General features: G+C 58.4%; 4 protein-coding genes. 3 read left to right on the top strand and 1 reads right to left on the bottom strand.

Annotated features, from left to right (window positions below):
- Nucleotides 1–37: 37 nt before the first annotated feature.
- The gene (locus ACRHIG_RS20675; RefSeq protein WP_489627728.1) at nucleotides 38–940 is read right to left on the bottom strand and encodes a hypothetical protein; all 903 of its coding nucleotides are present in this window, start codon (nucleotides 938–940) and stop codon (nucleotides 38–40) included.
- Between the two features lie 221 nt (nucleotides 941–1,161).
- On the opposite strand from ACRHIG_RS20675, the gene ACRHIG_RS20670 reads away from it, so the two are divergent.
- From ACRHIG_RS20670 to ACRHIG_RS20660, 3 genes are all read left to right on the top strand, one after another.
- A complete protein-coding gene (locus tag ACRHIG_RS20670; RefSeq protein ID WP_489627727.1) occupies nucleotides 1,162–1,518 on the top strand; it encodes a hypothetical protein in 357 nt (118 codons plus the stop codon).
- Between the two features lie 340 nt (nucleotides 1,519–1,858).
- Nucleotides 1,859–16,078 (top strand): hypothetical protein, encoded by a 14,220-nt coding sequence (locus tag ACRHIG_RS20665; RefSeq protein WP_489627726.1) that lies wholly within the window; start codon nucleotides 1,859–1,861, stop codon nucleotides 16,076–16,078.
- Entirely contained in the window at nucleotides 16,075–24,789 is an 8,715-nt protein-coding gene (locus ACRHIG_RS20660; protein WP_489630850.1) for a LysM peptidoglycan-binding domain-containing protein, read from the top strand. Before ACRHIG_RS20665 ends, ACRHIG_RS20660 begins: the two co-directional genes overlap by 4 nt.
- The last annotated feature ends 1 nt before the right edge of the window (nucleotide 24,790 follow it).

Genomic DNA, 24,790 nt, shown 5'->3' with positions numbered 1-24,790 from the left:
CCTAGGTAGTTCGAGCGATGGCAAGATCAGATCGTATTCAAGTGCCGGAGGTGTCTCGATGCGGTGGCTTGTGGCTACTCGTCGACAGCAAGCGTCGCACGGCACCGGTGCGTGTCCCAAGATAAAACGCGATCTCCTCGGGTGTGCAGCCGTCGGCGTGCAGGCGATGCGCGACGGAGCGGCGCGCGTACAGCACACCCAGGCCAGGCAGATTGGCATAGCGGAAGATACGCTGCAGGACATCGTGCAACCCCTTTTCGGCAGCAGCTTTCGTCGATGACGAACTAAACGACTCACCGGTCCGGCTGAGAAACAGGCTACTTTCGCCCTGGAGTCCCCGGTATTCGCTCCGATCGCTGACACCGAATCCAGCAGCCAGGCGCCACGCCAAATAGGCGTCGAGCCAGTACAGGACTGTTGCGTCGCGAAGCAGAAGCGGGCGTGCTATGCCATTCGAAGCGGCACTTGCCGGCAGCCATGAAGGAGAGCGGTGCTGGCCCGCCGCATCGACGTAATCGGCAACGGTCAATCTGGCGATCTCATTCGGACGTGCGCCGGTATGGATAAGCATGAGGAGAAGGGCGATATCGCGCTGTTTGCAGCGGCTATGCCGTGCCGTGTGCAGCACCAGCTGGTCAACGTGTGCCTGGGTAATGATCGGCGGTGAGGTTGTGGCGGCCTGTTTCGCCAGCGGCACGAAGTGTTCCAACGCCTCCAGGTAGTCTTTTGCATGCGCTCGTATCACGTGGGCGGTGGGAGCACTGTCTTCGTCGATGCCGATCACACCTACGACTGACTGTAGATCCCGCGCCAAATCGGTGACGGATTTGGACACCGTCGACTTGGTTACACGGAACCGCGCTGCGATCTCATCATAGGTCTGTCCCTGAAGCATGGCCAGAAGCCAGGTCGATGCGAAAGAAGGGGATCGTGGTTCCATACTTCGGCCTTCGTGGCAACGGTGATTTCCACGATTGTTGCCGGGCCAGTTGCATGGCTCCAGTCGAAATGGCCCCTTTAAACAAGGTGTTTCGATGGTACAAGGAGAAAGAAGACTGCGAAAGCACGAACGAAATGTTTTAGAATGAATTGCACTTGGCATGCGTGCTCAAGTCACATACAGGCGTCATCCAAAATTTGTAGTACTTTCAAGGAGTTCGTATGGATATCTCATCATTATCATTGCCTGAGTTAAAAAAGCTCGAAGCGCAAGCAGTTCAAGAAATCAAGGCCCGACAAAAAGGCGAGCTGGAAAAAGCCCGTACCGAAATGCTGGCGATTGCACAACGGGTCGGTGTGCCGCTGACGCAGTTGATCGCCGGCGTACCAAAAAATGCAGCAAAGGGGGAAAGAAAGCAGTGGCTGCTCTGTATCGCAACCCTGATAGTCAAGACCAGCAGTGGAGCGGTCGAGGGCGCCAACCTTTGTGGGTCAAGTCTTGGCTGGAGAAGCATCATTCGCTTGAAGGTATACGCATTTAGCTGTTTATCTGGCTACAGGATATGGGTTGGAAGTTAATGAGACTATGATTATGTCGTTAGAGTTTGTCGCCTGTGAGGAGCTAGACATCTAGCGTGTTGCTCACTGAATCCGCTAAAAACCAACTTCAGTATTGCTGGGCACCCTGTTTAAGCTCTGATTTTTCTACCTTACATTGATTGAGTCCTTAAATAATTCAAAAATCACCTAAACAATTGCTGAATTATCTGGATACCTTGTTCAAGAGCGGTGGATTGCTCTCGAATAGGTTGTATGCCTAGTGGCAGATGGCAGATTTGTCGTCGCTCCTCTTCGGACAATCCCCCCAAACATCAATATTGTGCTCGTCATGCGACGGGCATAACGACAGGGGAAACAGATGGTAGCGATTGTCAGCGGTAACACTCTGGGTTTGTTGGGCGGTTCGTCGGCGACGCTGGGGCAGCAAGGCGCGTTTGGTACCGCCGGTATCGGCAAGAGCCAGGAAAATGGCTACCTGAATGTTTCCAATGGCAACATTGTCATGCAACAGCGGGATGACTTTATCGCGTCGCGCGGTGTCGATTTATCCTTGACACGCACGTATAACGCTCAAGGAGCGATGGGCCAGCACTGGAAATTTGGCCTGAGCCGCGAAATCAGCGCTGTCACGGGTGTGATCAACGGCACTGGCAGCACAGTGGTACGTATTGCCGGAGATGGCAGCGAAGCACTGTATCGCTATGACGAGGCGCGTGGCGTGTATGTGTCGACCGATGGCGCCGGCGCCTTCCATACCCTGGAGTATGACGCAGCAGCGCAGCGCTGGACCTGGAGCGCAGGCGATGGCAAGGTGCGCGAAGTGTACGACGCCGCCCAGCACGGCCGCATCCTATCGTCTGCGGACGAGAACAGTCACCAGCTCAGTTATTTCTACGATGCAGATAGCGGATTGCTCGCGCGCGTAGTGACGGCCAGCGGCGATACGAGCTGGTTCGAGTACAGCAGCGGCGATCTGACGCAGGTGCGCGATGTGCTGGCGAGTGGAGAAACACTGACGCGGGTGCGCTATGGCTATGATGCGCAGCATCGCCTGACCTCGGTGAGCACCGACCTGACGCCGGACGATAATAGCATTGCGGATGGCGATGCCACGGTCACCATGTATGCTTATGACGGCGACAGCGAACGCATCGCCAGCGTGACGCAGACCGATGGCACGGCGCTGGCGTTCACCTATCAGCAGTACGGCAATGACTGGCGCGTGACCTCGGTGACCGACGGCCAGGGCCAGCGCACGCAGCTGGCATACGACCTTGCCAATAATGCCACACGCGTGACCGATGCGCTCGGTACCGTCAGCGTGTATGCCTACGATGCGCAAGGCCAGCTCACTGGCGTGACCACACCGGCTGCGCAGCATACCTATGTCTATGACGAGCAGGGCAATGTAATCCGTAGCGCGGACGCGCGCGGCAACACATTGGAAATGCAATACGACGCCAATGGGAACCAGATTCTGCAGCGCGATGCGCTGGGCAACACCATCACGCGGACCTATGACCCGGTGCGCAACCTGTTGCTGACGGAAACGACGTCCCAGATTGCCGATCCAAATGGCGCCGTACCAGACCAAGCGCAGACTGTGCACTATGTCTATGACGCGGTAGGGCGCCTGCGCTTCCAGATATCCCCACAAGGGCGGGTGGCGGAGTACCGTTATAACGCCAATGGCGAACGTGCCGTCAGCATTCAGTATGCGGGCAATGGCTACGACATCGGCACACTTTCTGCAACGGCGGTGCCGGGCGAGGCGCAGCTGGCCGCCTGGGTAGACGGCATTGCGGACAAATCGGCCACACTGCGCGAGGAGTATGCATACGATGTGCGGGGCCTGCTGATTCGCGCCACAAGTTATGGCGCGGTTGATGCTGCCGGGTTGGGTGTTCCCTCCACGCAGACGCAGCAGCGCTATGTGTATGACCAAAGTGGCCGCATGCTGCAAAGCATGGACGGCACTGGCCAGGTCACCCGTTACACCTACGATGTCAATGGGCGTCTGCTCTCGAGCATGGACCCGCAAGGAAACGTTACCTTGACGAGTTACGATGCGGACGGGCGGCAAGTTGTGGCGGGCTCGACGAGCGCGGCACTAACGACCTCGGTGTACGACCGTACGGGAGCCGCGTTATCTGTCATGCGCAGTAACGCAGCAGGCCAGGAACTGGATCAAATTGACTATTCCTATGATGCAGACGGCCGTTTACAGCAGGCGAGTAGCCCATCCCAGCATAGGCCAGTGATTCACGACCAAAGTGGCCGTGTTGTTTGGCGCATAGATGAAGCTGGCGCGGTGATTCAGATCCAATATGACGGCAATCTTGTCAAGCAGACGGCTTATGCGAATCGTCTGACGTCCGATGCGCTGGGGGCATTGGTGGCGTTGCCTGATTCGCTGCCTTCGCCCCAAGCCGATGCCTTGCGCGACGTTGTGAGTTATCAGCTGCTGGACGATGCAGGGAACGTGATCTACAGCATCGATGCTGGTGGCAAAGTGATAGAACAACGCTACGATGAGCGTGGCAATGTCCTAGTGCGCACTGTGTACGCCCATCCGGTGGACCTTGGCCAGCCGCTGTCCTTGGCTGAAGTAGCGCAGCAGTTGCAGGCACGGCAAGATGCGGCAGCCGATATCCGAACGGTCAATCGTTATGACGCGGCGGGTCACCTTGCTTACACTGCCGACGTGGATGGCTTCGTGACGCAGTATCTGTATGACCAATGGGGAAATCTGGCAAAGCAGATTGCGTATGCCAGGCCTTTGGTAGGCTCGGCATGGAACCCTGGCGATCTGTTAGCTGTGACGGCAGGGGCAGGTGACAGGATACGCAGCTTTGTATATAACGATGCCGGTCAAAAAGTGTATGCGATCGATGTGGTCGGTACGGTTACCCAGTATTGGTACGATGGCGCAGGGAATGTGGTACGCAGTGCGCTCTACGCAAACCAGCTGGCATCGCTCGTCAATCGCAGCACCATCTATGAGCTGGCCCAGGTCGCATCTCAATTGCGTCCGGATCCCCTGCGTGACATTGTCAGCATGACTGTCGTTGACTCAGGAAAAAGATTGTCATACAGCATAGACGTGATGGGCTACGTAACGCGTCTTGCCAAAGATGCCGATGCCCACGTGATTCAGTCGGTGCGCTATGCTTTGCCATTACGTGCATTCAATTCAGCGACGACGTGGACGGTGGCGCAGATCGAGGCCGCATTGCAGCCGGATTCTGCTATCGATACCGTGGAGACGAATACTTACGATGCGTTCGGCAATGTCGTGAAAGTAACCGATGGCGCAGGCAAGTCTAGGTATAACTATTTTGATCAGCAGCAGCGGCTTGTACTTGAGGTAAGTGCGCAGGGAAGTGCGACTGGTATTACATATACCGGCAATCAAACACAGGTGGTGAGAAATCAAATCGCCGTTACCCTTTTATCGTCGGCAACAGTCGGTGCATTACCTGAGTTCGTTGCGACAGGCAACGCGGTGACAAGCAGAACCGCTTATGACCGTGCTGGTCGCCTGGTGGAAATGTTTAGCGGCAATATCTCCACCAGGAAATACGAGTACGACGGGTTTGGCGACCGCGTACGGATGATTGATTCCTTGGGGCGGTTCACCGACGCGACGTATGATGCTCGGGGCTTGCAATTTAGCATGACCTACCCGCGTACCGGACTCGATGCCACTGGCGTCCTGCGTCCCGTTGTCAACCGGCTGACCTATGACTTTGCGGGCAGGCTGACGCAACAGATTACGTCAGTGGGCCTGAAGGCACAAGAGAGCCGGGAGTATGAGTATGACCTGGCTGGAAAAGTAACGCTGCAGACTTTTGTCAGCAGCAGTACCCGCGTCGTCACGGATGCACTGGGGCGTGTCGTGGCGTTGACTGATGTACAAGGTGTTGTGACGCTGACCACCTATGCGGCCGATGGCGGCAAGACGATATCGAAGGAAGTCAGCGGAGAGATCACGCTGTCCGAATACGATGCGCGCGGGCGGTTGCTGCGCGAAACTCTGCCGAAGACCGGGGTAGATGCGTCTGGCGCATTGCATCCGGTGGTCAATACGTATAGCTACGACGCCGCCGGCAGGATGACGCAAAAGGTGCTGGCCCTTGGCCTGGTCGCGCAAGAGCGTACTGATTATGCCTATGACGAAGCAGGCAAGTTACAGCATCGCATTTATACATTGCATGGTAGCCGGACTATCTACGATGGAGTGGACCGGCCAGTTTCTGAGACCGATGCCCAGGGCAATGTCACGCTGACCAGCTATGGGGTAGATGGTGGCAAGATCGTGTCAAAACAGGTCGACGGCAAGACGACTATCTATGAATACGATCAATCCGGTCAGCTGGTTCAGCCGGCAATTCCGGACGATACATCGGCACTGCGCGTGTATGATGCGCGCGGCTTGCTGATCCGCGAGACATTGCTGGAAACCGGGGCGGATGCGTCTGGCGCATTGCATCGGGTAGTTAATACGTACAGCTATGATACTGCCGGCAGATTGACGCAGAAGATTGAAGCCGTTGGCCTGGTCACACAGGAGAGCAACGATTATGTGTACGGCCAGGATGGAAAACTCCAGCAACGCACTTATGTTGGTAATGGACGGCGCGATATTTTCGATGGACTGGACCGGCGTGTATCGCATACCGATGCGCAAGGCAATGTCATACTGGCCACCTACGCGGCGGACGGCAGCCGTACAGAGGCGCGGGAGATTCATGGCCACTCTAGCACCTATGAGTACGATAAAGCTGACCGCTTGACGCGATTGGTCGACCCGGAGGGCGTGGTGAAAACGTACGAGTATGACGCGCGCGGCTTGATGATTCGCGAAACGTCGTCGGAAACCGGAAAGGATGCAGCGGGCGTATTGCATCCGGTGATCAATACGTATAGCTACGACGCCGCTGGCAGGATGACGCAGCAGATTTTGGGGCTTGGCCTAGTCACACAGGAGAGCAACGATTATGTATACGACCAGGCTGGAAAACTGCAGCAACGCACTTATGCAGGTAATGGTACGCGTAGTGTCTTCGATGGGCTGGGCCGTCGGGTATCGCATACGGATGCACAAGGCAATGTGTCACTTGTCACCTACACGACCGATGGTAGCAAGACTGAGTCGTGGCAGGTTGATGGCAAAACCACCGTTACTGAATATGATGCACACGACCGGATAACTCGCCAGACCCTCCCGGGGACAGGCAAGGACGCCGCTGGTACGTTACGTCAAATTGTCAATACCTACAGCTATGATGTTGCTGGCAAGATGACGCAGCAGATTCTGGCGCTGGGCCTGCTAGCGCAAGAAAGCAATGACTACGTGTACGACGAGGCTGGAAAGCTACAGCAACGCATTTACGCTGCGAATGGTACGCGCGCCATCTTTGATGGGCTGGATCGGCCTGTGTCGCATACCGATGCGCAAGGCAACGTGATGCTGACCACTTATGCGGAGGACGGTAGCAGGACGGAGTCGCGGCAGGTCAATGGCAAGACGACCATCTATGAGTACGATAAAACGGGCCACTTGCTGCGCTTGGCCGCATCGGATGGTGTAGTGAAGTCGTATGAATATAATGCACGCGGCTTGCTGATCCGCGAGACGTCGTCTGCGGCCGGGCAAGATGCAGCGGGAATATCGCATCCGGTGATCAATACGTACACCTACGATGCTGCCGGCAAACTGACGCAGTTGATCACGGCCGTTGGCCTAGTGACGCAGGAAACCAATGACTACGTATACGACCAGGCTGGAAAGCTGCGGCAACGAACGTATGCCGCGAATGGTACGCGCAGTGTCTTTGATGAACTGGGCCGGTCAGTGTCGCATACCGATGCGCAAGGCAACGTGATGCTGACCACGTATGCGGAGGACGGCAGCAGGACGGAGTCGCGGCAGGTCAATGGCCAGACGACCACCTATGAGTACGATAAAACGGGCCACTTGCTGCGCTCGGCCGCATTGGACGGCGTGGTGAAAACGTACGAGTATGATGCGCGCGGCTTGTTGATTCGTGAGACGTCGTCGGCAACCGGAAAGGATGCGTCGGGCGCATTGCATCCGGTGATTAATACGCATAGCTACGACGAGGCAGGCAGGATCACGCAGCAGATTCTGGCACTGGGCCTGGTAGCGCAGGAAAGCAACGACTATGTGTATGGTAAGGATGGAACGCTGCAGCAACGCACTTATTCCGTCAATGGTATGCGCAGCGTCTTCGATGAGCTGAACCGGCTTGTGTCGCATACGGATGCGCAGGGTAATGTGATGCTGACCACTTTTGGTGCGGACGGCTTCAGAACGGAGTTTCGGCAGATCAATGGCAAGACGTCCTTCTATGAATACGATAAAACGGGCCATTTGCTGCGCTCGACCAGTCCAGATGGCGTGGTACAAACGGTTGAGTATGATGAGCGTGGCTTGTTGATCCGCGAGACGTCGTCGTCGACCGGGCAAGATGCAGCGGGCGTATCGCATCCGGTGATCAATACATATAGCTACGACGATGCAGGTAGATTGAAGCAGTCGATTCTGGCCGTTGGTCTGGTGACGCAGGAAATTAATGAGTATGTGTACGATCAGGCTGGCAATCTGCAGCAGCGTACGTATGCCGGTAAAGATACGCGCAGCATCTATGACGGACAGGGTCGTCCGCTTTCGATGATTGACGCACAGGGTATTGTGACACTGACTACCTATGCCGCGGATGGCGGAAAGCGGGTGTCCTTGCAGATAAAGGGCGAGACGATCACATATGAGTACGACAAGACTGGCCGCCTGATCCGATCGACCGACCCGAATGGCGTGTCGATCATGCGCGACTATGATGATCGAGGCTTGTTGATCCGCGAAACGTCGTCGGCGACTGGGCAAGATGCAGCAGGCGTATCGCATCCGGTGATTAATACGTACACCTACGATGCCGCCGGCAAGCTGACGCAGTTGATCACGGATGTTGGCCTGGTGATGCAGGGAGTTAACGATTATGTGTACGACGAAGCCGGAAAACTGCAGCAACGCACTTATGTCGGCAATGGACTGCGTGTAGTTCACGATCATTTGGGCCGCGCAGTGTCGTCTACTGATGCAGTAGGCAATATAATACTGACTACCTACGCTGCAGATGGCGGCAGGACCGAGGCGCGGCAGATCAATGGCAAGTCCACCATCTATGAGTACGATAGAACTGGCCGCCTGATGCGATCGACCGACCCGGACGGCGTGTCAATCATGCGCGACTATGATGACCGCGGCTTGCTGGTCCGCGAGACGTCATCGGCGACCGGGAAGGATTCATCGGGCGTATCGCATCCGGTGATCAATACGTATACTTACGATGCTGCCGGCAAGATAAAGCAGCAGATTACGGCTGTTGGTTTGGTGACGCAGGAAAGCAACGACTACCTGTACGACCAGGATGGAAAGTTGCAGCAACGAATTTACACTGCGAATGGTGCGCGCACTATCTATGATGAACTGGGCCGGCTTGCGTCACAAACCGATGCACAAGGTAATGTAAGGCTGATCACCTATGCCGCGGACGGCAGCAGGACGGAGTCGCAGCAGTTCAACGGCAAGACGGCCACCTATGAATACGATAATGCTGGCCGCCTAATGCGATCGAGGGACCTGGACGGTAAGCTCACGCAGGTCACCTATGCCGCGGACGGCAGCAGGACGGAGTCGCAGCAGTTCAACGGCAAGACGGCCACCTATGAATACGATAAGGCCGGCCGCCTAATGCGATCGGGGGACCTAGACGGTAAGCTCACGCAGGTCACCTATGCCGCGGACGGTAGCAAGATCGAGTCGCAGCAGCTCAACGGCAAGACAAGTACCTATGAGTACGATAAGACGGGCCACCTGATCCGATCGACCAACCCGGAGGGCGTGTCGATCATGCGCGACTATGATGACCGCGGCTTGCTGATCCGCGAGACGTCGTCGGCGACCGGGAAAGATGCATCGGGCGTATCGCATCCGGTGATCAATACGTATACTTATGATGCTGCCGGCAAGATAACGCAGCAGATCAGGGCTGTTGGTCTGGTGACACAGGAAAGCAACGACTACCTGTACGACCAGGATGGAAAGTTGCAGCAACGAATTTACACTGCGAATGGTGCGCGCACTATCTATGATGAACTGGGCCGGCTTGCGTCACAAACCGATGCACAAGGTAATGTAAGGCTGATCACCTATGCCGCGGACGGCAGCAGGACGGAGTCGCAGCAGTTCAACGGCAAGACGGCCACCTATGAATACGATAATGCTGGCCGCCTAATGCGATCGAGGGACCTGGACGGTAAGCTCACGCAGGTCACCTATGCCGCGGACGGCAGCAGGACGGAGTCGCAGCAGTTCAACGGCAAGACGGCCACCTATGAATACGATAAGGCCGGCCGCCTAATGCGATCGGGGGACCTAGACGGTAAGCTCACGCAGGTCACCTATGCCGCGGACGGTAGCAAGATCGAGTCGCAGCAGCTCAACGGCAAGACAAGTACCTATGAGTACGATAAGACGGGCCACCTGATCCGATCGACCAACCCGGAGGGCGTGTCGATCATGCGCGACTATGATGACCGCGGCTTGCTGATCCGCGAGACGTCGTCGGCGACCGGGAAAGATGCATCGGGCGTATCGCATCCGGTGATCAATACGTATACTTATGATGCTGCCGGCAAGATAACGCAGCAGATCAGGGCTGTTGGTCTGGTGACACAGGAAAGCAACGACTTCCTGTACGACCAGGATGGAAAGTTGCAGCAACGAATTTACACTGCGAATGGTACGCGCACTATCTATGATGAACTGGGCCGGCTTGCGTCACAAACTGATGCACAAGGTAAGCTCACGCAGGTCACCTACGCTGCGGATGGCAGCAAGATCGAGTCGCAGCAGTTCAACGGCAAGACGGCCACCTATGAATACGATAATGCTGGCCGCCTGATGCGATCGAGGGACCTGGACGGTAAGCTCACGCAGGTCACCTACGCTGCGGATGGCAGCAAGATCGAGTCGCAGCAGCTCAACGGCAAGACAAGTACCTATGAGTACGATAAGACGGGCCACCTGATCCGATCGACCAACCCGGAGGGCGTGTCGATCATGCGCGACTATGATGACCGCGGCTTGCTGATCCGCGAGACGTCGTCGGCGACCGGGAAAGATGCATCGGGCGTATCGCATCCGGTGATCAATACGTATACTTATGATGCTGCCGGCAAGATAACGCAGCACATCAGGGCTGTTGGTCTGGTGACACAGGAAAGCAACGACTTCCTGTACGACCAGGATGGGAAGTTGCAGCAACGAATTTACACTGCGAATGGTACGCGCACTATCTATGATGAACTGGGCCGGCTTGCGTCACAAACTGATGCACAAGGTAAGCTCACGCAGGTCACCTACGCTGCGGATGGCAGCAAGATCGAGTCGCAGCAGTTCAACGGCAAGACGGCCACCTATGAATACGATAATGCTGGCCGCCTGATGCGATCGAGGGACCTGGACGGTAAGCTCACGCAGGTCACCTACGCTGCGGATGGCAGCAAGATCGAGTCGCAGCAGCTCAACGGCAAGACAAGTACCTATGAGTACGATAAGACGGGCCACCTGATCCGATCGACCAACCCGGAGGGCGTGTCGATCATGCGCGACTATGATGACCGCGGCTTGCTGATCCGCGAGGCGTCGTCGGCGACCGGGAAAGATGCATCGGGCGTATCGCATCCGGTGATCAATACGTATACTTATGATGCTGCCGGCAAGATAACGCAGCACATCAGGGCTGTTGGTCTGGTGACACAGGAAAGCAACGACTTCCTGTACGACCAGGATGGGAAGTTGCAGCAACGAATTTACACTGCGAATGGTACGCGCACTATCTATGATGAACTGGGCCGGCTTGCGTCACAAACTGATGCACAAGGTAATGTAAGGCTGGTCACTTATGCCGCGGACGGCAGCAGGACGGAGTCGCAGCAGTTCAACGGCAAGACAAGTACCTATGAATACGACAAGACTGGCCGCCTGATCAGATCGACCGACCCGGACGGCGTGTCGATCATGCGCGACTATGATGATCGAGACTTGTTGATCCGCGAAACGTCGTCGGCGACTGGGCAAGATGCTGCGGGCGTATCGCATCCGGTGATCAATACCTACACCTATGATGCCGCCGGCAAACTGACGCAGTTAATCACGGCCGTTGGCCTGGTGACGCAGTGGACCTATGATTACGTTTACGACCAGGCTGGAAAACTGCAGCAAAGTATTTATTCCGGTAATGGCACGCGTAGTGTCCACGATGGACTGGGTCGGCGAGTGTCGCACACCGATGCGCAAGGCAATGTCGCGCTGACCAGCTATGAGGCCGATGGCGGCACGACGGTGTCGAGAACCGTCAACGGCGAAACCACGCTCTATGGCTACGATCAGGCTAGCCGGCTGATCAAGCTGGTGACGAGTTCGATCAACGAGCGTTATGTGTATGGCGACAATAATCAGCGCGCATTTGTCATCGATGGGGCGGGCAAGGTGCTGCGTTATATCTATGATGCCAGCGGTCAAGTAGAACAAACCATCCAATATGCATCCGCCATCAGCGTCGGCGACCGGCCCGCGCTGCAGGCGGTGATCGCCGCGCTCAAGCCAGCACCGGCGCTGGACATCGTCACCAATTTCGCCAATGGCTTGCCAGTGCCGACGGTACGCGAGGACCGCGGCTGGCACATGACCTTGCCGCTGCAGCGCTGGGGCTATGACCAAAACGGTAACCGTACGCCATATGTGGATACCAGCGGCAACAGCAGCGACAGCTATCTGAACCTGTCGAACGGCAATGTGGTGCTCCGCCAGCGCGACGATGTGATCGCCGCGCGCGGCATCGACTTGGCCCTGGGCCGGGCCTACAATGCGCAGGGCGGCCAGGCGCGGCACTGGACCTTTGGCGTCAGCCAGTCCGTTGGCCGGATCATCGGTGTGGTCAACGGCGCTGGCAGCACGGTACTGCGCACGGCCGCTGATGGCAGTCAGGCTGCATATACATATGACAGCGCACGTAGCATGTATGTTTCGACCGATGGCGCCGGCGCCTACCGCACCCTGGCATATGACGCGGTGGCGCAGCGCTGGACCTGGACCGCGAGCGATGGCCAGATGCGCGAAGTGTATGACGCGACGCAGCAAGGCCGCATCATCCTGTCCGCGGATACCAGCAATAATCAGCTCAGTTATTTCTATGATGCGGGCAGCGGCTTGCTGTCGCGCGTGGTCACCGCCAGCGGCGATGCGACCTGGTTCAACTACAGCAATGGTGATCTGACGCAGGTGCGCGACGTGCTGGCCTCGGGGACCGTGCTGACGCGGGTGCGCTATGGCTATGACGCGCAGCACCGCCTGACCTCGGTCACCACGGATCTGACGCCGGAGGACAACAGCATCGCTGACGGCAAGGTGGCTGTGATTCGGTATACTTACGATGGCAACAGTGAACGCATCGCCAGCGTGACGCAGGCTGATGGTACGGTGTTGTCCTTCACGTACCAGCAATATGGCAGCGAGTGGCGCGTGGCCTCGGTAACCGATGGCCTGGGTCGGCGCACGCAGCTGGCCTACGATCTTGCCGTCAACACCACGCGCGTGACCGATGCACTGGGTGCCGTCAGCGTGTATGCCTACGATGCGCAAGGCCAGCTGACTGGCGTGACCACGCCGGCGGGCCAGCAGACCATGTACGTGTATGATACGCAGGGCAATTTGATACGCAGCGTGGACGCGCGCGGCAATGTGATCGAGATGCAATACGACGCCAATGGCAACCAGGTCCTGCAGCGAGACGCGCTGGGCAATACGATTACGCGCACGTATGATCCGGTGCGTAACCTCCTATTGACGGAAACGACGTACCAGATTGCCGACCCGGACGGTACCGGCCCTGGCCAGCCGGGCCGGGCGCAGACGGTGCGCTATGTCTATGATGCTGCGGGCCACCTGCGCTTCCAGATCAGCGCGGTGGGACGGACGATCGAGTACCGCTATAACGCCAAGGGTGAGCGCATCGCTAGCGTGCAATACGCAGCGGATCTGTTCGACAATAGCGCACTGGCGTCGACAGTGGCCCCAAGCGAGGCGGAGATCGCCGCACAGGTGGTGAACTATCCGAAAAAATCGCAGACGGTGCGCCTCGATTACGAATACGATGCGCGCGGCCTGCTGGCCCGCACGCTGTCGTCTGGCGCAGTCGATGCTGCTGGCGTGGGCATTGCCGCCACGCAGACGGTGCAGCGCTATGTGTACGACCAGGCTGGCCAATTGCTGCAAAGCATTGATACAGCCGGTGCCGTCACCAGTTACACGTATGACGGTTTGGGCCGTCTGCTGTCGGTGACCGATCCACTGGGCCATGTCACGCTCAACAGCTACGATGCGGCCGGCGGCCGCATGGCGGTCAGACTGGCCAATGGCTTGACGACCACCTCGGTGTATAACAAGGCGGGCGAACTGACAGACGTGATCCAGACAGGCCTGGCTGGAGAAGAGCTGGGCCGTACCAGTTATGCCTACGACGCCGATGGGCGTCTGCGCATGACGACGGGGCCGACGGGACAGCGAAGCTATGTGCTGTACGACGAGGCAGGGCGCAAGGCAGCGGACATCACGGCTGGCGGCACCCTGACGCAGTACCTGTACGACGTAAACCACCGGCTGATCCGCACGTTGCGTTACGCGCAGGCGGTGAGCGGCGCGAACCTGGCGCGCCTGGTGGCTGCCGATGGCAGTCCGCTGGCGGCAACCTTGGCACAAGCAGGGGTATTACCGCCTGCCAGTGCCAAGGATCAAGGCGAGTGGCGTCTGTATGACGCTGCCGGGCGGCTGGTCAAGACAGTGGGCGCTGCCGGTGCGGTGACCGAATATGTGTACGACGGCGTCTCCAAGCTGGTCCAGACCATTGCCCGCAGCACGCCGCTGAACATGGCGGCGTTTTCGGCCAATCCGGTCACAGGCAATGCCGTGGTGGCTGCTGCCGCCGACGACCGTATTACGTGGCGCAAGTACGATGCGGATGGACTGCTGCGTTATGAGGTCGATGGCGAACGCTATATGACGGAGTACCGCTACGACAGTGCGGGGCGCCAGGTGAGCACGCTGCGCTATGCCAACCAGGTGTCGGCGGCGGCGCTGGCGAATGGTTCGCTGGCCCAGGCCACGCCTGCGGCGCATGCGCAGGATATCGTGACCTCCACGAGCTACAACGGCCGTGGCCTGGTTGATACCCGCATTGATGGCGAAGGTTATGTCACCAGTTATACGTATGACGCGGCTGCACGCCTGGCGGAAACGCGCCAGGGAGCCCGCATGGTCGCTGGACAGCTGACGCAGCCTGGCGCCTTGCAGCGCGAAAGTTTCAGCTATGACGCCAATGGGCGCCTGTCGTCCAGCGTGCGCTACCTCGATGGTGGCGCAACAGAAACTGCGACGCTGTCCTATGACAACGTTGGCAATGTCATCGGTCAAACCCGTGCTGGCGTCGGCGCGGCCAGCCGTTACGACCTGCAGGGCCGCCTCACCGGCCAACTGGCGGGCAAGGGCAGTGCGGCCTTGGCGGCCCTGGGCAGCAATCCGTCCGCGGCCCAGGTCGAGGCCGTCTGGCAGGCATATGGCGTGCGTTATACCTACGACAAGGCAGGGCTGCGCACCGCGCAGACCGATGCCAACGGCAATAAGACGCTGTATCTGTATGACGCCGATGCGCGCCTGACACATGCCGTCAATGCCTTGGGCGAAGTACGCGAAACGGTGTACAACGTGCTGGGCGAAACGGTGGCCAGCATTGCCTACGGCACGCGCCTCGATGCGGCCACCCTGGCAAATTTGCAGGGCGGGATGGCAACGTCTGGCTTTAAGAATGCGGTGCTGGCGATCGCCAATGTCGCCAAAGATAGCCGCACTTCCTACAGTTATTTTGCCAGCGGCGCGCTGGCCTCGTCGGGCGATGCGCTGGGCAAGGTGACGACGTATGGCGTCAATGCGTTCGGCGAACAGGTCAGCCGGTTGACGCCGATCGCCACCGGCGTGGCGCTGCTGATCGAGACCAGTTACGACCGGCGCGGGCAAGTGACGGGCGAGGTGCGCGACCGTGGCGGCCTGAACCAGACCAGCATCTCGCGCTACGACGCGTTTGGCCGCCTGGCGGCAAGCGTGGACGCAAATCAGGTCACGCACGGCTATGACTATGACCGCAATGGTCGCCTGGTATTGGCGCGCGATGGCCTGCAGCAGGCGACACTGACCAGCTACGATGCCTACGGCAATGTGCTGACCCAGACGGACCGGCTGGGGCAAGTGACGCGCTACAGCTATACGGCATTTAACCGCGCCGTGACGGTGACCACGCCCGAGGGCCTGGTGACGGTCAGCAGCTTGGATGCGCAGGGCCGCAAGATTGCGCTGCGCGATGCGCAAGGTGTAACGAGTACCTATCACTATGATCTGGACGGCAACCTGGATGCGTCCAGGGCCGCCGAGGGAGCCTGAATCTCAATAGCACGAATAGCTATGATGCCGCTGGCCGCCTGACGGAAAGTGTGGATGCGGGTGGACGCAAAGTGCGCTATGAGTACGACGCGGCCAATCGTCTCCTGACGCGCCGTGTCGATCCAGACGGTTTGAACCTGCGTACCAGCTACCAGTACGATGCCAAGGGCCAGCAGATCCAGATCACCGATCCTGCCGGCGCCGTGACGCAGACCGAGTTTGACCTGAACGGCAAAGTGTTCAAGCAAATTGCTGATCCACAGGGCCTGCGCCTGACGACGCAATATGCATACGATGATGCCGGGCGCGTCCTGGGCGTGACCAGTCCTGGTGGCATGGTCACCAGCTATATCTACGACAAGCTGGGCCGGCGCACGGAGCAGCATGTCGATCCGGCGGGCCTGAACCTGAGCACGCTGACGGGCTACGATGCCAAGGGCAACGTCGTGTGGGTGAAAGATCCGAATCGCAATGTCACGCGCTACCTATACGACGCCAACGACCGCGTGGTCCTGGTGGTCGATGCCAAGGGCGGCGTCACGCAGACGCTGTACGACAAGAATGGCAATGTGGTGCAGAGCATCGGCTATGCCAAGCCAGTCGTCGGGCTGACGGGCAACGAGACGACGCAGCAGATCCTGTCGCTGGTGGTGCGCGATACGGCGCACGACCTGAGCCAGGTCAGGCGCTATGATAAGGATGGCCGCCTGAGCTGGAGCGTCGATGGCAGCGGTGCAGTAGTACGTACCGAGTACGATGGCAAGACGGTCAAGCGCACGGCGTACGCGAATCGCCTCGACGCGGCCGCCCTGGCTGCATTGGCGGGCGGCGCCACGCCGGCGCCGGCCGTCGCGGCCGGACGCGACGTGGTCACGCAGCAGCTGTTCGATGCGGCCGGCCGCCTTGTCTACAGCATTGATGGCGTGGGAGCGGTGCAAGAGCTGCGCTACGACGGCAGCGGCAACGCCATCGTGCGCATCGCGTATGCCACAGCCATCAATATCACGCAGCCGCTGACGCTGGCCAGCGTGGCCCAGCAACTGGCGACGCTCTCTCAACCGGCGCGCGACGCGCGCCTGGTCAGCAATTACGACGGCGCCGGCCGCCTGACCTACAGCGCCGATGCGCAAGGTGCGGTGACGCAGTATGGTTACGACAAGGCCGGCAATCTGACGCGCCAGATCGCGTATGCGACGGCGCTGGCGGTGCCGGTGGCGGACAATGCCGTGCTGTCGGGTGTGGCGCAGAGCGCGGCGGACCGCATCAGCAGTTTTACGTATGATGCGCTGGGGCGCCAGGTGTATGCAGTCGATGCCATGGGCGGCGTGACGCGGCGCATGTATGACAATGCGGGCAACGTGGTGCGCAGCACGGCGTATGCGACACAGGTGCCGGCGTTGCTTGATCGTAACAGCGTGCCCGACACGGCGCGCATCCTGGCCTTGCTGCCGCTCGATACGCTGCCAGCGAGCCACGTCAACCGCGTGTTCGATAGCGCCAACCGGTTGCTGTACAGCGTCGATGCGCTGGGCTATGTCACGCAAAATACGTATGACGCGAATGGCCACGTGACCCGGGTAGCCCGCTATGCCAACGCCGTGACCGTGCCGGCGGCCAGCGGCAGCGCCATGAAAGAGGCGGTGGTGCAGGGCGCATTGCGCCTGGACGCCGCCAGGGACGTGGCCGAAACCCGCAAATACGACGCTGCGGGACGTCTGCAGGAGCAGACCCGCGCCGCCGGCAGCACGGCCGCCGGTACCATCCAGTACGCCTACGATGCCCTTGGCAATATCATCAGCATCACCAACGAACGCGGCTATGTGACGCGGCAGGAGTTTGACCAGGCCGGCCGCAAGACGCTGACCTCGGTGCCGCTGGACGCCACGAATTGGGCCGTGACACGGACCAGCTATGATGTCTTTGGCAATGCCGTCAAGGTCATCGATCCGAAGGGCAATGCCGGGTATTTCTATTACGACCTGCAAAACCGGCTGGTGTTGCAGGTCAATCCGCTCGGTTATGCTGTCGGCACCAGCTATACCTTGTCGGGCAAACCGCAAACGGTGACGGAATACAAAACTGTATTGACCGGAACGTGGTCGGCAGACGCGCGGCCCACGGTCACCAGTGCGGCGGGTGATGCCATTACCCGCCTGGAATATGACCGCAATGACAGTTTATTGCGTTCTGTCGATGCCGAGGGCGCTTCCGAGAGCTATACCTATGATGCCCTGGGCAACCGCAGCAGTTATGAGAACAAGCTGCGCGGCATCACGCGCTACACCTATGACGGCCGCGGCGCGCTGCTGACGGAAACGCTGCCGGTCAATGCCCCCGATGCCAATGGCGTGTCGAAGCCGGTCGTCAACAGCTACACCTATGATGCATTCGGCAACCGCATTACCTCAGTCGAAGCGCAGGGTTTGGCATCGCAGCGCCGCACCACGTACGGCTATGACCTGGCCGGGCGCCTGGTCAGCCAGCGCGGCGACGAGATCACGCTGCGCGACAGCAGCGGCGTGCAGCGGCGCGGCGCGCCGCAGCAGGCGTGGACCTACGACGAGCGCGGCAACAAGACCTCGTACACGGATGGTAATGACAAGGTGACGCGCTGGTACTACGACGCGGCTGACCGCAAGCAGATGGAACTGAGCGCGGCAGGTACCCTGTCGCAATGGCGCTATGACGCCGCCGGTAACATGATCTCGGCATTGGTGTACAACACGCCGGTCAGCGCGCCTGCCGGCAATGGTGCGCCGCAGCCGGTCAACGCGGCCGAGCGCCGCCAGACCTACTACGACTACGATCAGGCCAACCGCATGGTCGGCACGCGAGTAGGCAATAGCGACAAGCAGAAGGAGCTCAATGGTGATCCGGTTTTCAGCGTCCCCATGGCCGAACGCAATGAGCAGGGAAGCTTTGATTTCAAAAATGTCGCGATTGAGACCAAGCGCACCTACGATGCGCTGGGCAATGTGGTGTCCGAGAAGGACGGCCGCGGCACGGTGACCTGGTCGTACTACAACACGGCTGGTGCGAAGATTGCGCAAGTCGATGGCAAGAACTACCTGACGGTATGGACCCGCGATGCGGCCGGCAATATCCTGCAGGAGTACCGTTACGCCCAGCCGGTCAAACTGGTGGTGAATGCGGCAAGCAGCGTCGACGACCTGAAGGCCAGCAGCGGCACCAGCGCCGAGGACCGCATCACCGTGTCGACATATGACCGGATGAACCGGGTCAAGACGCAGAGCACGCTTAATCAGGAAGTGTTCAGCCTGGATACGAAGGGAGGGCTGAGCAGCCAGACCAGGACAACCGCAGTGGCCTACGAATATGATGGCCTGGGCAATATCCTCAAGAGAACCGAGGCGAACGGCGATGTCACCGATACCCGCTACGATGCCTTGGGCCGCCAGACCCGGACCGAAGGCGCTGGTTTTACGGACTTCCAGCAGGAATGGGTACGCCCGACCACCGACACGGTGTATGACGGCGTCGGCAACGTCATCACCTCGACCGCGCTGGGTAAGAAGCGCGCCGAGGACCGCGTCACACGCTTCAGCTATGACGCTGCCGGTATCCTGACGGGTAAATCGACGGATGGTATTGCAGGCAGTTATGTTTATGGCCACGACGCGGCCGGCAATGTGACGGAAGTGCAGGTGAACGGCCAGAAAGCCGATGGCACCGCCAGCATCAGCGGCACCCTGATCGGCTACGATGCGATGGGGCGCGAAACCAGACGTCAGACCGGCCCGGTGAACAGTGCTGGAGGCTGGCTTGCGGGCGACAGCCGCGAGGTGCGCTATAACGCCTTTGGCGAAATTGTATTCAAGGGTGTCAATGGTGGTACGGCGGAGTTTGCCGAGTACGACATCATGGGGCGGCGCTGGAAGACGAATGCGGGCGACGGGTCGACCAAGGTGTACCAGTATGACCAGAACGGCAATGCGACCGTCCTGATCCAGTCGTCAGGCGCGAATTTGCGCCCAATGACGCTGGAGCAAATCCTGGCAATCAATGAAATACAAGGAAAATCAACAGATCCAGTGGTGCTGGCGGCCAAGGCGGCTGGCGGCATCAGTGTCACCCTGAGCAAGTATGACCAGCGCAACCAGTTGACCGATACGTACCAGGCGACGATGCAAAGTGCGCATAATTTTGTGACGAATCAGCCGTTCCTGACGCAGGAGCTGGGTGTCAACTTTACGGCAGGAGGCTTGACTGTCGGGGCGACCAGGGAAACAAGCGACAAGGCAACGATTATGCCGACGGTGACCGGCAGTATTGGGTATAGCTCGTATGGAACGGTAGGCTTTAATATTGCCTGGACAGGCCATACTAACAAGGGTATAGGCGACGATATTAATGAGCTTCCCGAGGGCTCTATTGTTACAATTCCTCCGGGGTTAGCCAATGGCTCTGGCAAATTGCATATACGAATTAACGGTGTTGATATTCCAAATGCAATCTCTGAACCGAATGTTTCAGAAATTAGGTGGGAAATGAATGCTCCTAAACCTTTCCCTACCGGCTTTTATTCTAACTTCCGTGTTGAGCTACTACAAGAGGTACAAGAAGGTGCCACGTCAAGCTTGATACTGCTTGCTGCAACTAATATGTCTGCTCCTACCCACATTCGATTGGATCCGTTCACTTATGAACGACGGGGTAGCGGTTTAGGTGCTTTTGGGGTTCAGATTAATATTCGAAATCAACCAACTTCGACTAGCCGGCTTGTATTTATGCGCAGGCAAGTTGGCTCGAACGGGCCGTGGTCCACCTATGAAGGGCAGCAAACGCACAACAGTCAAGGCGGGCCAATTGCCGGTTGGTTCCAGCTTCAGCCTGGATATTTTCCATCGGCGGGCGGTGTATCTTTTTGGGAGCCTGATTCGGGTAGTTATGAGTACCAATACGTTGCCTTGGCTGCGGATGGCACGGTATTAAATGCCGAATCTGGTGTTTACAATAGTACGCAAGGAAACTCCGTGCTTGCGCAAACAGCGCAGGCAATCTACGGAACAGGTAAAGCATTTCAAACCAAGGTGAGTTCGATTTACGGAACCGGCGATACGGCTTGGCTCAATATCACGGAACAAGGCAAGGCGCAGTCCATGCGCATCCATTACCGTGGCCAAGGAACCGATGCTTGGCAGGTGATGATGTTGGAAGCGGAGCCTGGTATTCCAGGCTGGTTCAAAATGCCGATCGAAGGATTGCCCGCCTGCACGTACTGGTTTGAAACGTATACAGGGCCAGCTGGTACGGGGACGCAGGTCAACGCACCAGGCGGAGGTCGGACCGAGGGAACCTTTACGCCGTATGGCGAGGTTTCCGCACTGGCCGCATTCAATGCCAAGCCAGCCAGCGTGACTTTTTACAATCAGCCAACAAGTGCAGTCAGTATGCGCCTGTTTTACACAGGACCCGATGGTATTCCCCGAAGTAAAAATCTGGACCGCAATGGCGCAAACAGCTTCATCTGGAATGCCAGCGATGTGGCCCCCGATGTCTTATCCAGCAGTTATGTGGTTAAGTATAGTTACGAGGCATTCGACGCCAGCGGCCAGCGCGTCAACGCGGCAGAAGGTGTAGTGGGGTTGGGAAAAGAACCAATACAGTCGACGCACAAGCTGTTATCGCAGCCCAGCATCGTTTCCTTCGCGCCACCCGTGCCAGCGGCAACACAGATGATATTGCAGTACCGCAGTCTCGGCTCGACAGGCGCCTACACGCGCGTGGTGTTGCCACGCAGTGGCGACAAGTTCATCTGGAAAGTAGAAGACGCTGGCTTGCGCCCGCAGTCCGGCAGCAATAAATTTGAATACAGCTATACCTTGCTTGACGTGGCTGGCCAGCCGGTAACGGATGGCAAGCCGAGTTATGATGGTGTTGTCGAGGTCATGGCGGATCGCACTACCAGCTACAGTTTCACCAAATGGACAATGTTCATGAAGAGCGGTGAGGCGACCATTCACCGCCAGCAGGCCTATAACGCCTTTGGCGAGATCGCCAGCGAGACCGATGGCAGAAGTAACGTGGTCACCTTGACGTACAACACGGCGGGTAAATTGACGCGCAAAGAAGCGCCGATGACCACCATTGCATTGGAAAATGGCACCAATGCGCCTGGCCACCCGGTGATCTTGTATTACTACGATGCCTCCAATCAGCTGATCGGCGTGCGCGACGCGAATGGCAACCTCAATACCCAGACCTTGCTGCCGGGCTACGGCAGCGAGGGGCGCATCGTCAGCGAATTCCATGCGGATGGTGGCGTGAAAAAGGCTGGCTACGATGTGTTCGGCGACCTGCGCACGGTGACGGACGAATTACAGCGCGTGACGCAGAACCGCTATGACCAGGGTGGGCGTCTGATCGAGGTGATTCGGCCGCGACGTGTGGAGGGTACGCCTGGATTCAATAACGGCATACCGAACGTCGATACGTACACCTACGATACGCAGGGCAACCGCATCAGCCATACGAATGCCTACAATCAAACTGAAAGCACCGACTACGATGCCGAAGGAAGGGTGGTGCGCACACTCAGCTTTGAGCAGCGCGAGGTGCGCTACAGCTATACCTATGACGCGGCCATGCTGGGAGCGGGCGGTCTGGTGGTCGGCGGCTGGAAAAAGGTCACTACGGTAGGCGATGCGCGCAGCACCAGCGACAGCAACGACTATTTCGGCCATCTGGTTGGCCATGTCGATGTCATGAAACGCGACGTGATCTACAGCTACGACCATGCCGCCCACCTGATCCGCCAGACCTCCAGTGCCGGGCAGAACATCGACTTCGAATACTATGCCAATGGCTACCTGAAGCGTAGCACGGACCGGGTTCTGAACGTCGAGTCCTATTTCGAATACGACAAGGAGGGCAACCGCACGCGCGAAGCGTATGCGAAGCTGGAAAAAGATGGCCAGCGTACCTACTATCAGCTGGCCGATATCAGCTACGATGAACTGAACCGGGTCGTGAAGTTCGTCGATCCGGAAGCGACCATTACGTATAGCTATGACGCCAACGGTAACCGGCGTCAGGTGAAAAGTGCCTACAACACGGTGGTCAATGGTGCCCCGGCGGTGCAGGAATACTGGTACCAGTACGACAGCATGAACCGTTTTACGATCACCAAGGGGGTTTCGGCGAATGGCATGGTCAGCACTGGCAGCACCGGCACCAGGATCAGTTACGACCTGGCTGGGCAACGATTGACGGCGACGGCCGCCAACGGCACCGTTGAGCGCTACAGCTATACCAGCGATGGCTATTTGGAAGACGTCACGATCAACGGTGTGCTAGGTGCACGAAGGGAAAATGATTTGCGGGGCCGGGTAACTGTCTATATGGAATATAAGAACGGCGCCAAGATTTCACAGAAAAACACGTCCTTCGATTACGACAATCGCATTTTGCAAGAGAGCTATACCGATATGGCGACGTGGAAAACCACGGTCACCGATTTCGATTACCGCCTGGACGTCGGCAATGGCAGCTACACGGGTGTGGACCAGGGTGTGGTCACGCATACCTTCCAGCATGCAGAAGGCGTCACCAATACCGGCGTGCACACCATGTATAGCTATGTCTGGTGGGATGAGGCCAAGCAGAGCCAGGTCCAGATCCAGGGGATCAATGCGGGCAATCCGGAAGCGAAGCGCTGGGCCAGCGGCTTCTCGGACCTGCAGTATGACGTCAATGGTCATCTGACGCGGATGAATGCGTATGAAGCCGGCAGCTTGGGCGCCGTGGTCGGCAGTGCTTCGAGCCGCACGATGACTTATGTCAGCGACCAGTATGGCCAGGTGTTGCGCCGCAACAAAACACAGGCCAATGGCAACCTGGAGGTGGCGCACCGCTTCTACTATATGAATGGCCATACCATCGGCGACGTCAGCAGCGAAGGACCGTCGACGATTTCGTATGCGGAAGAGCTGGCGCAGCGCGGCCTGACCACGCCTGGCGGCTTCCGTAATGCCAAGCCGGTATCGTCGGCTGACTTCGACCAGAACTACCAGCCGATCAATTCGTCCTATCCGGGCGCCACCGCGAGCGCCTATACGGTGCGCAAAGGCGACACACTGGGTTCGATTGCGCGCGCCGTCTGGGGTGATGAAAGCCTGTGGTATCTGCTGGCCGACGCGAATGGCCTGACGATCAGCGACACGCTGATCGAAGGGCAGGTGCTGACGGTGCCGAACAAGGTCAGCAACTTCCACAACAATGCCAGCACCTTCAAGGTGTATAACGCCGGCCAGGCCATCGGCGACACCATGCCGGTGCTGCCGCCGGAACCGATGCCGCCTCCTCCACCACAGCAGTCCAAGGGCGGCGGTGGTTGCGGGGTGATGGGCAAGCTGATCATGGTAGTCGTGGCAGTCGCCGTGACATATATGACGATGGGAGCAGCAGCCGGTGTAGCAGGAGCGATGTTAGGTGCCGGGACTACGGCGGCGACTGTGGCAACCGGTGCGATTGCCGGTGCCCTCGGGGCGATTGCCAGCCAGACGGTGGGCATGGCAATTGGCGCGCAGGATGGCTTCAATTGGAATGGGGTTGCCTTGGGCGCCTTGGGTGGGGCGGCGACTGCTGGGGTGATGAATACGGGCATGGGGCCGACGTTCAGCCCTGGCACCAGCGCATTCGTCAAGGGCGCAGTGCAGGGGGCATCAGCAACACGATCACGCAAGGCGTAGC

It is taken from the genome of Janthinobacterium sp. C22, from assembly GCF_057919405.1.
This window is presented reverse-complemented; position numbering and strand designations above follow the sequence as displayed.

Coding starts and splice junctions, on each gene's coding strand:
- ACRHIG_RS20675 (WP_489627728.1), bottom strand. CDS start 940: ATGGAACCACGATCCCCTTCTTTCGCATCGACCTGGCTTCTGGCCATG.
- ACRHIG_RS20670 (WP_489627727.1), top strand. CDS start 1,162: ATGGATATCTCATCATTATCATTGCCTGAGTTAAAAAAGCTCGAAGCG.
- ACRHIG_RS20665 (WP_489627726.1), top strand. CDS start 1,859: ATGGTAGCGATTGTCAGCGGTAACACTCTGGGTTTGTTGGGCGGTTCG.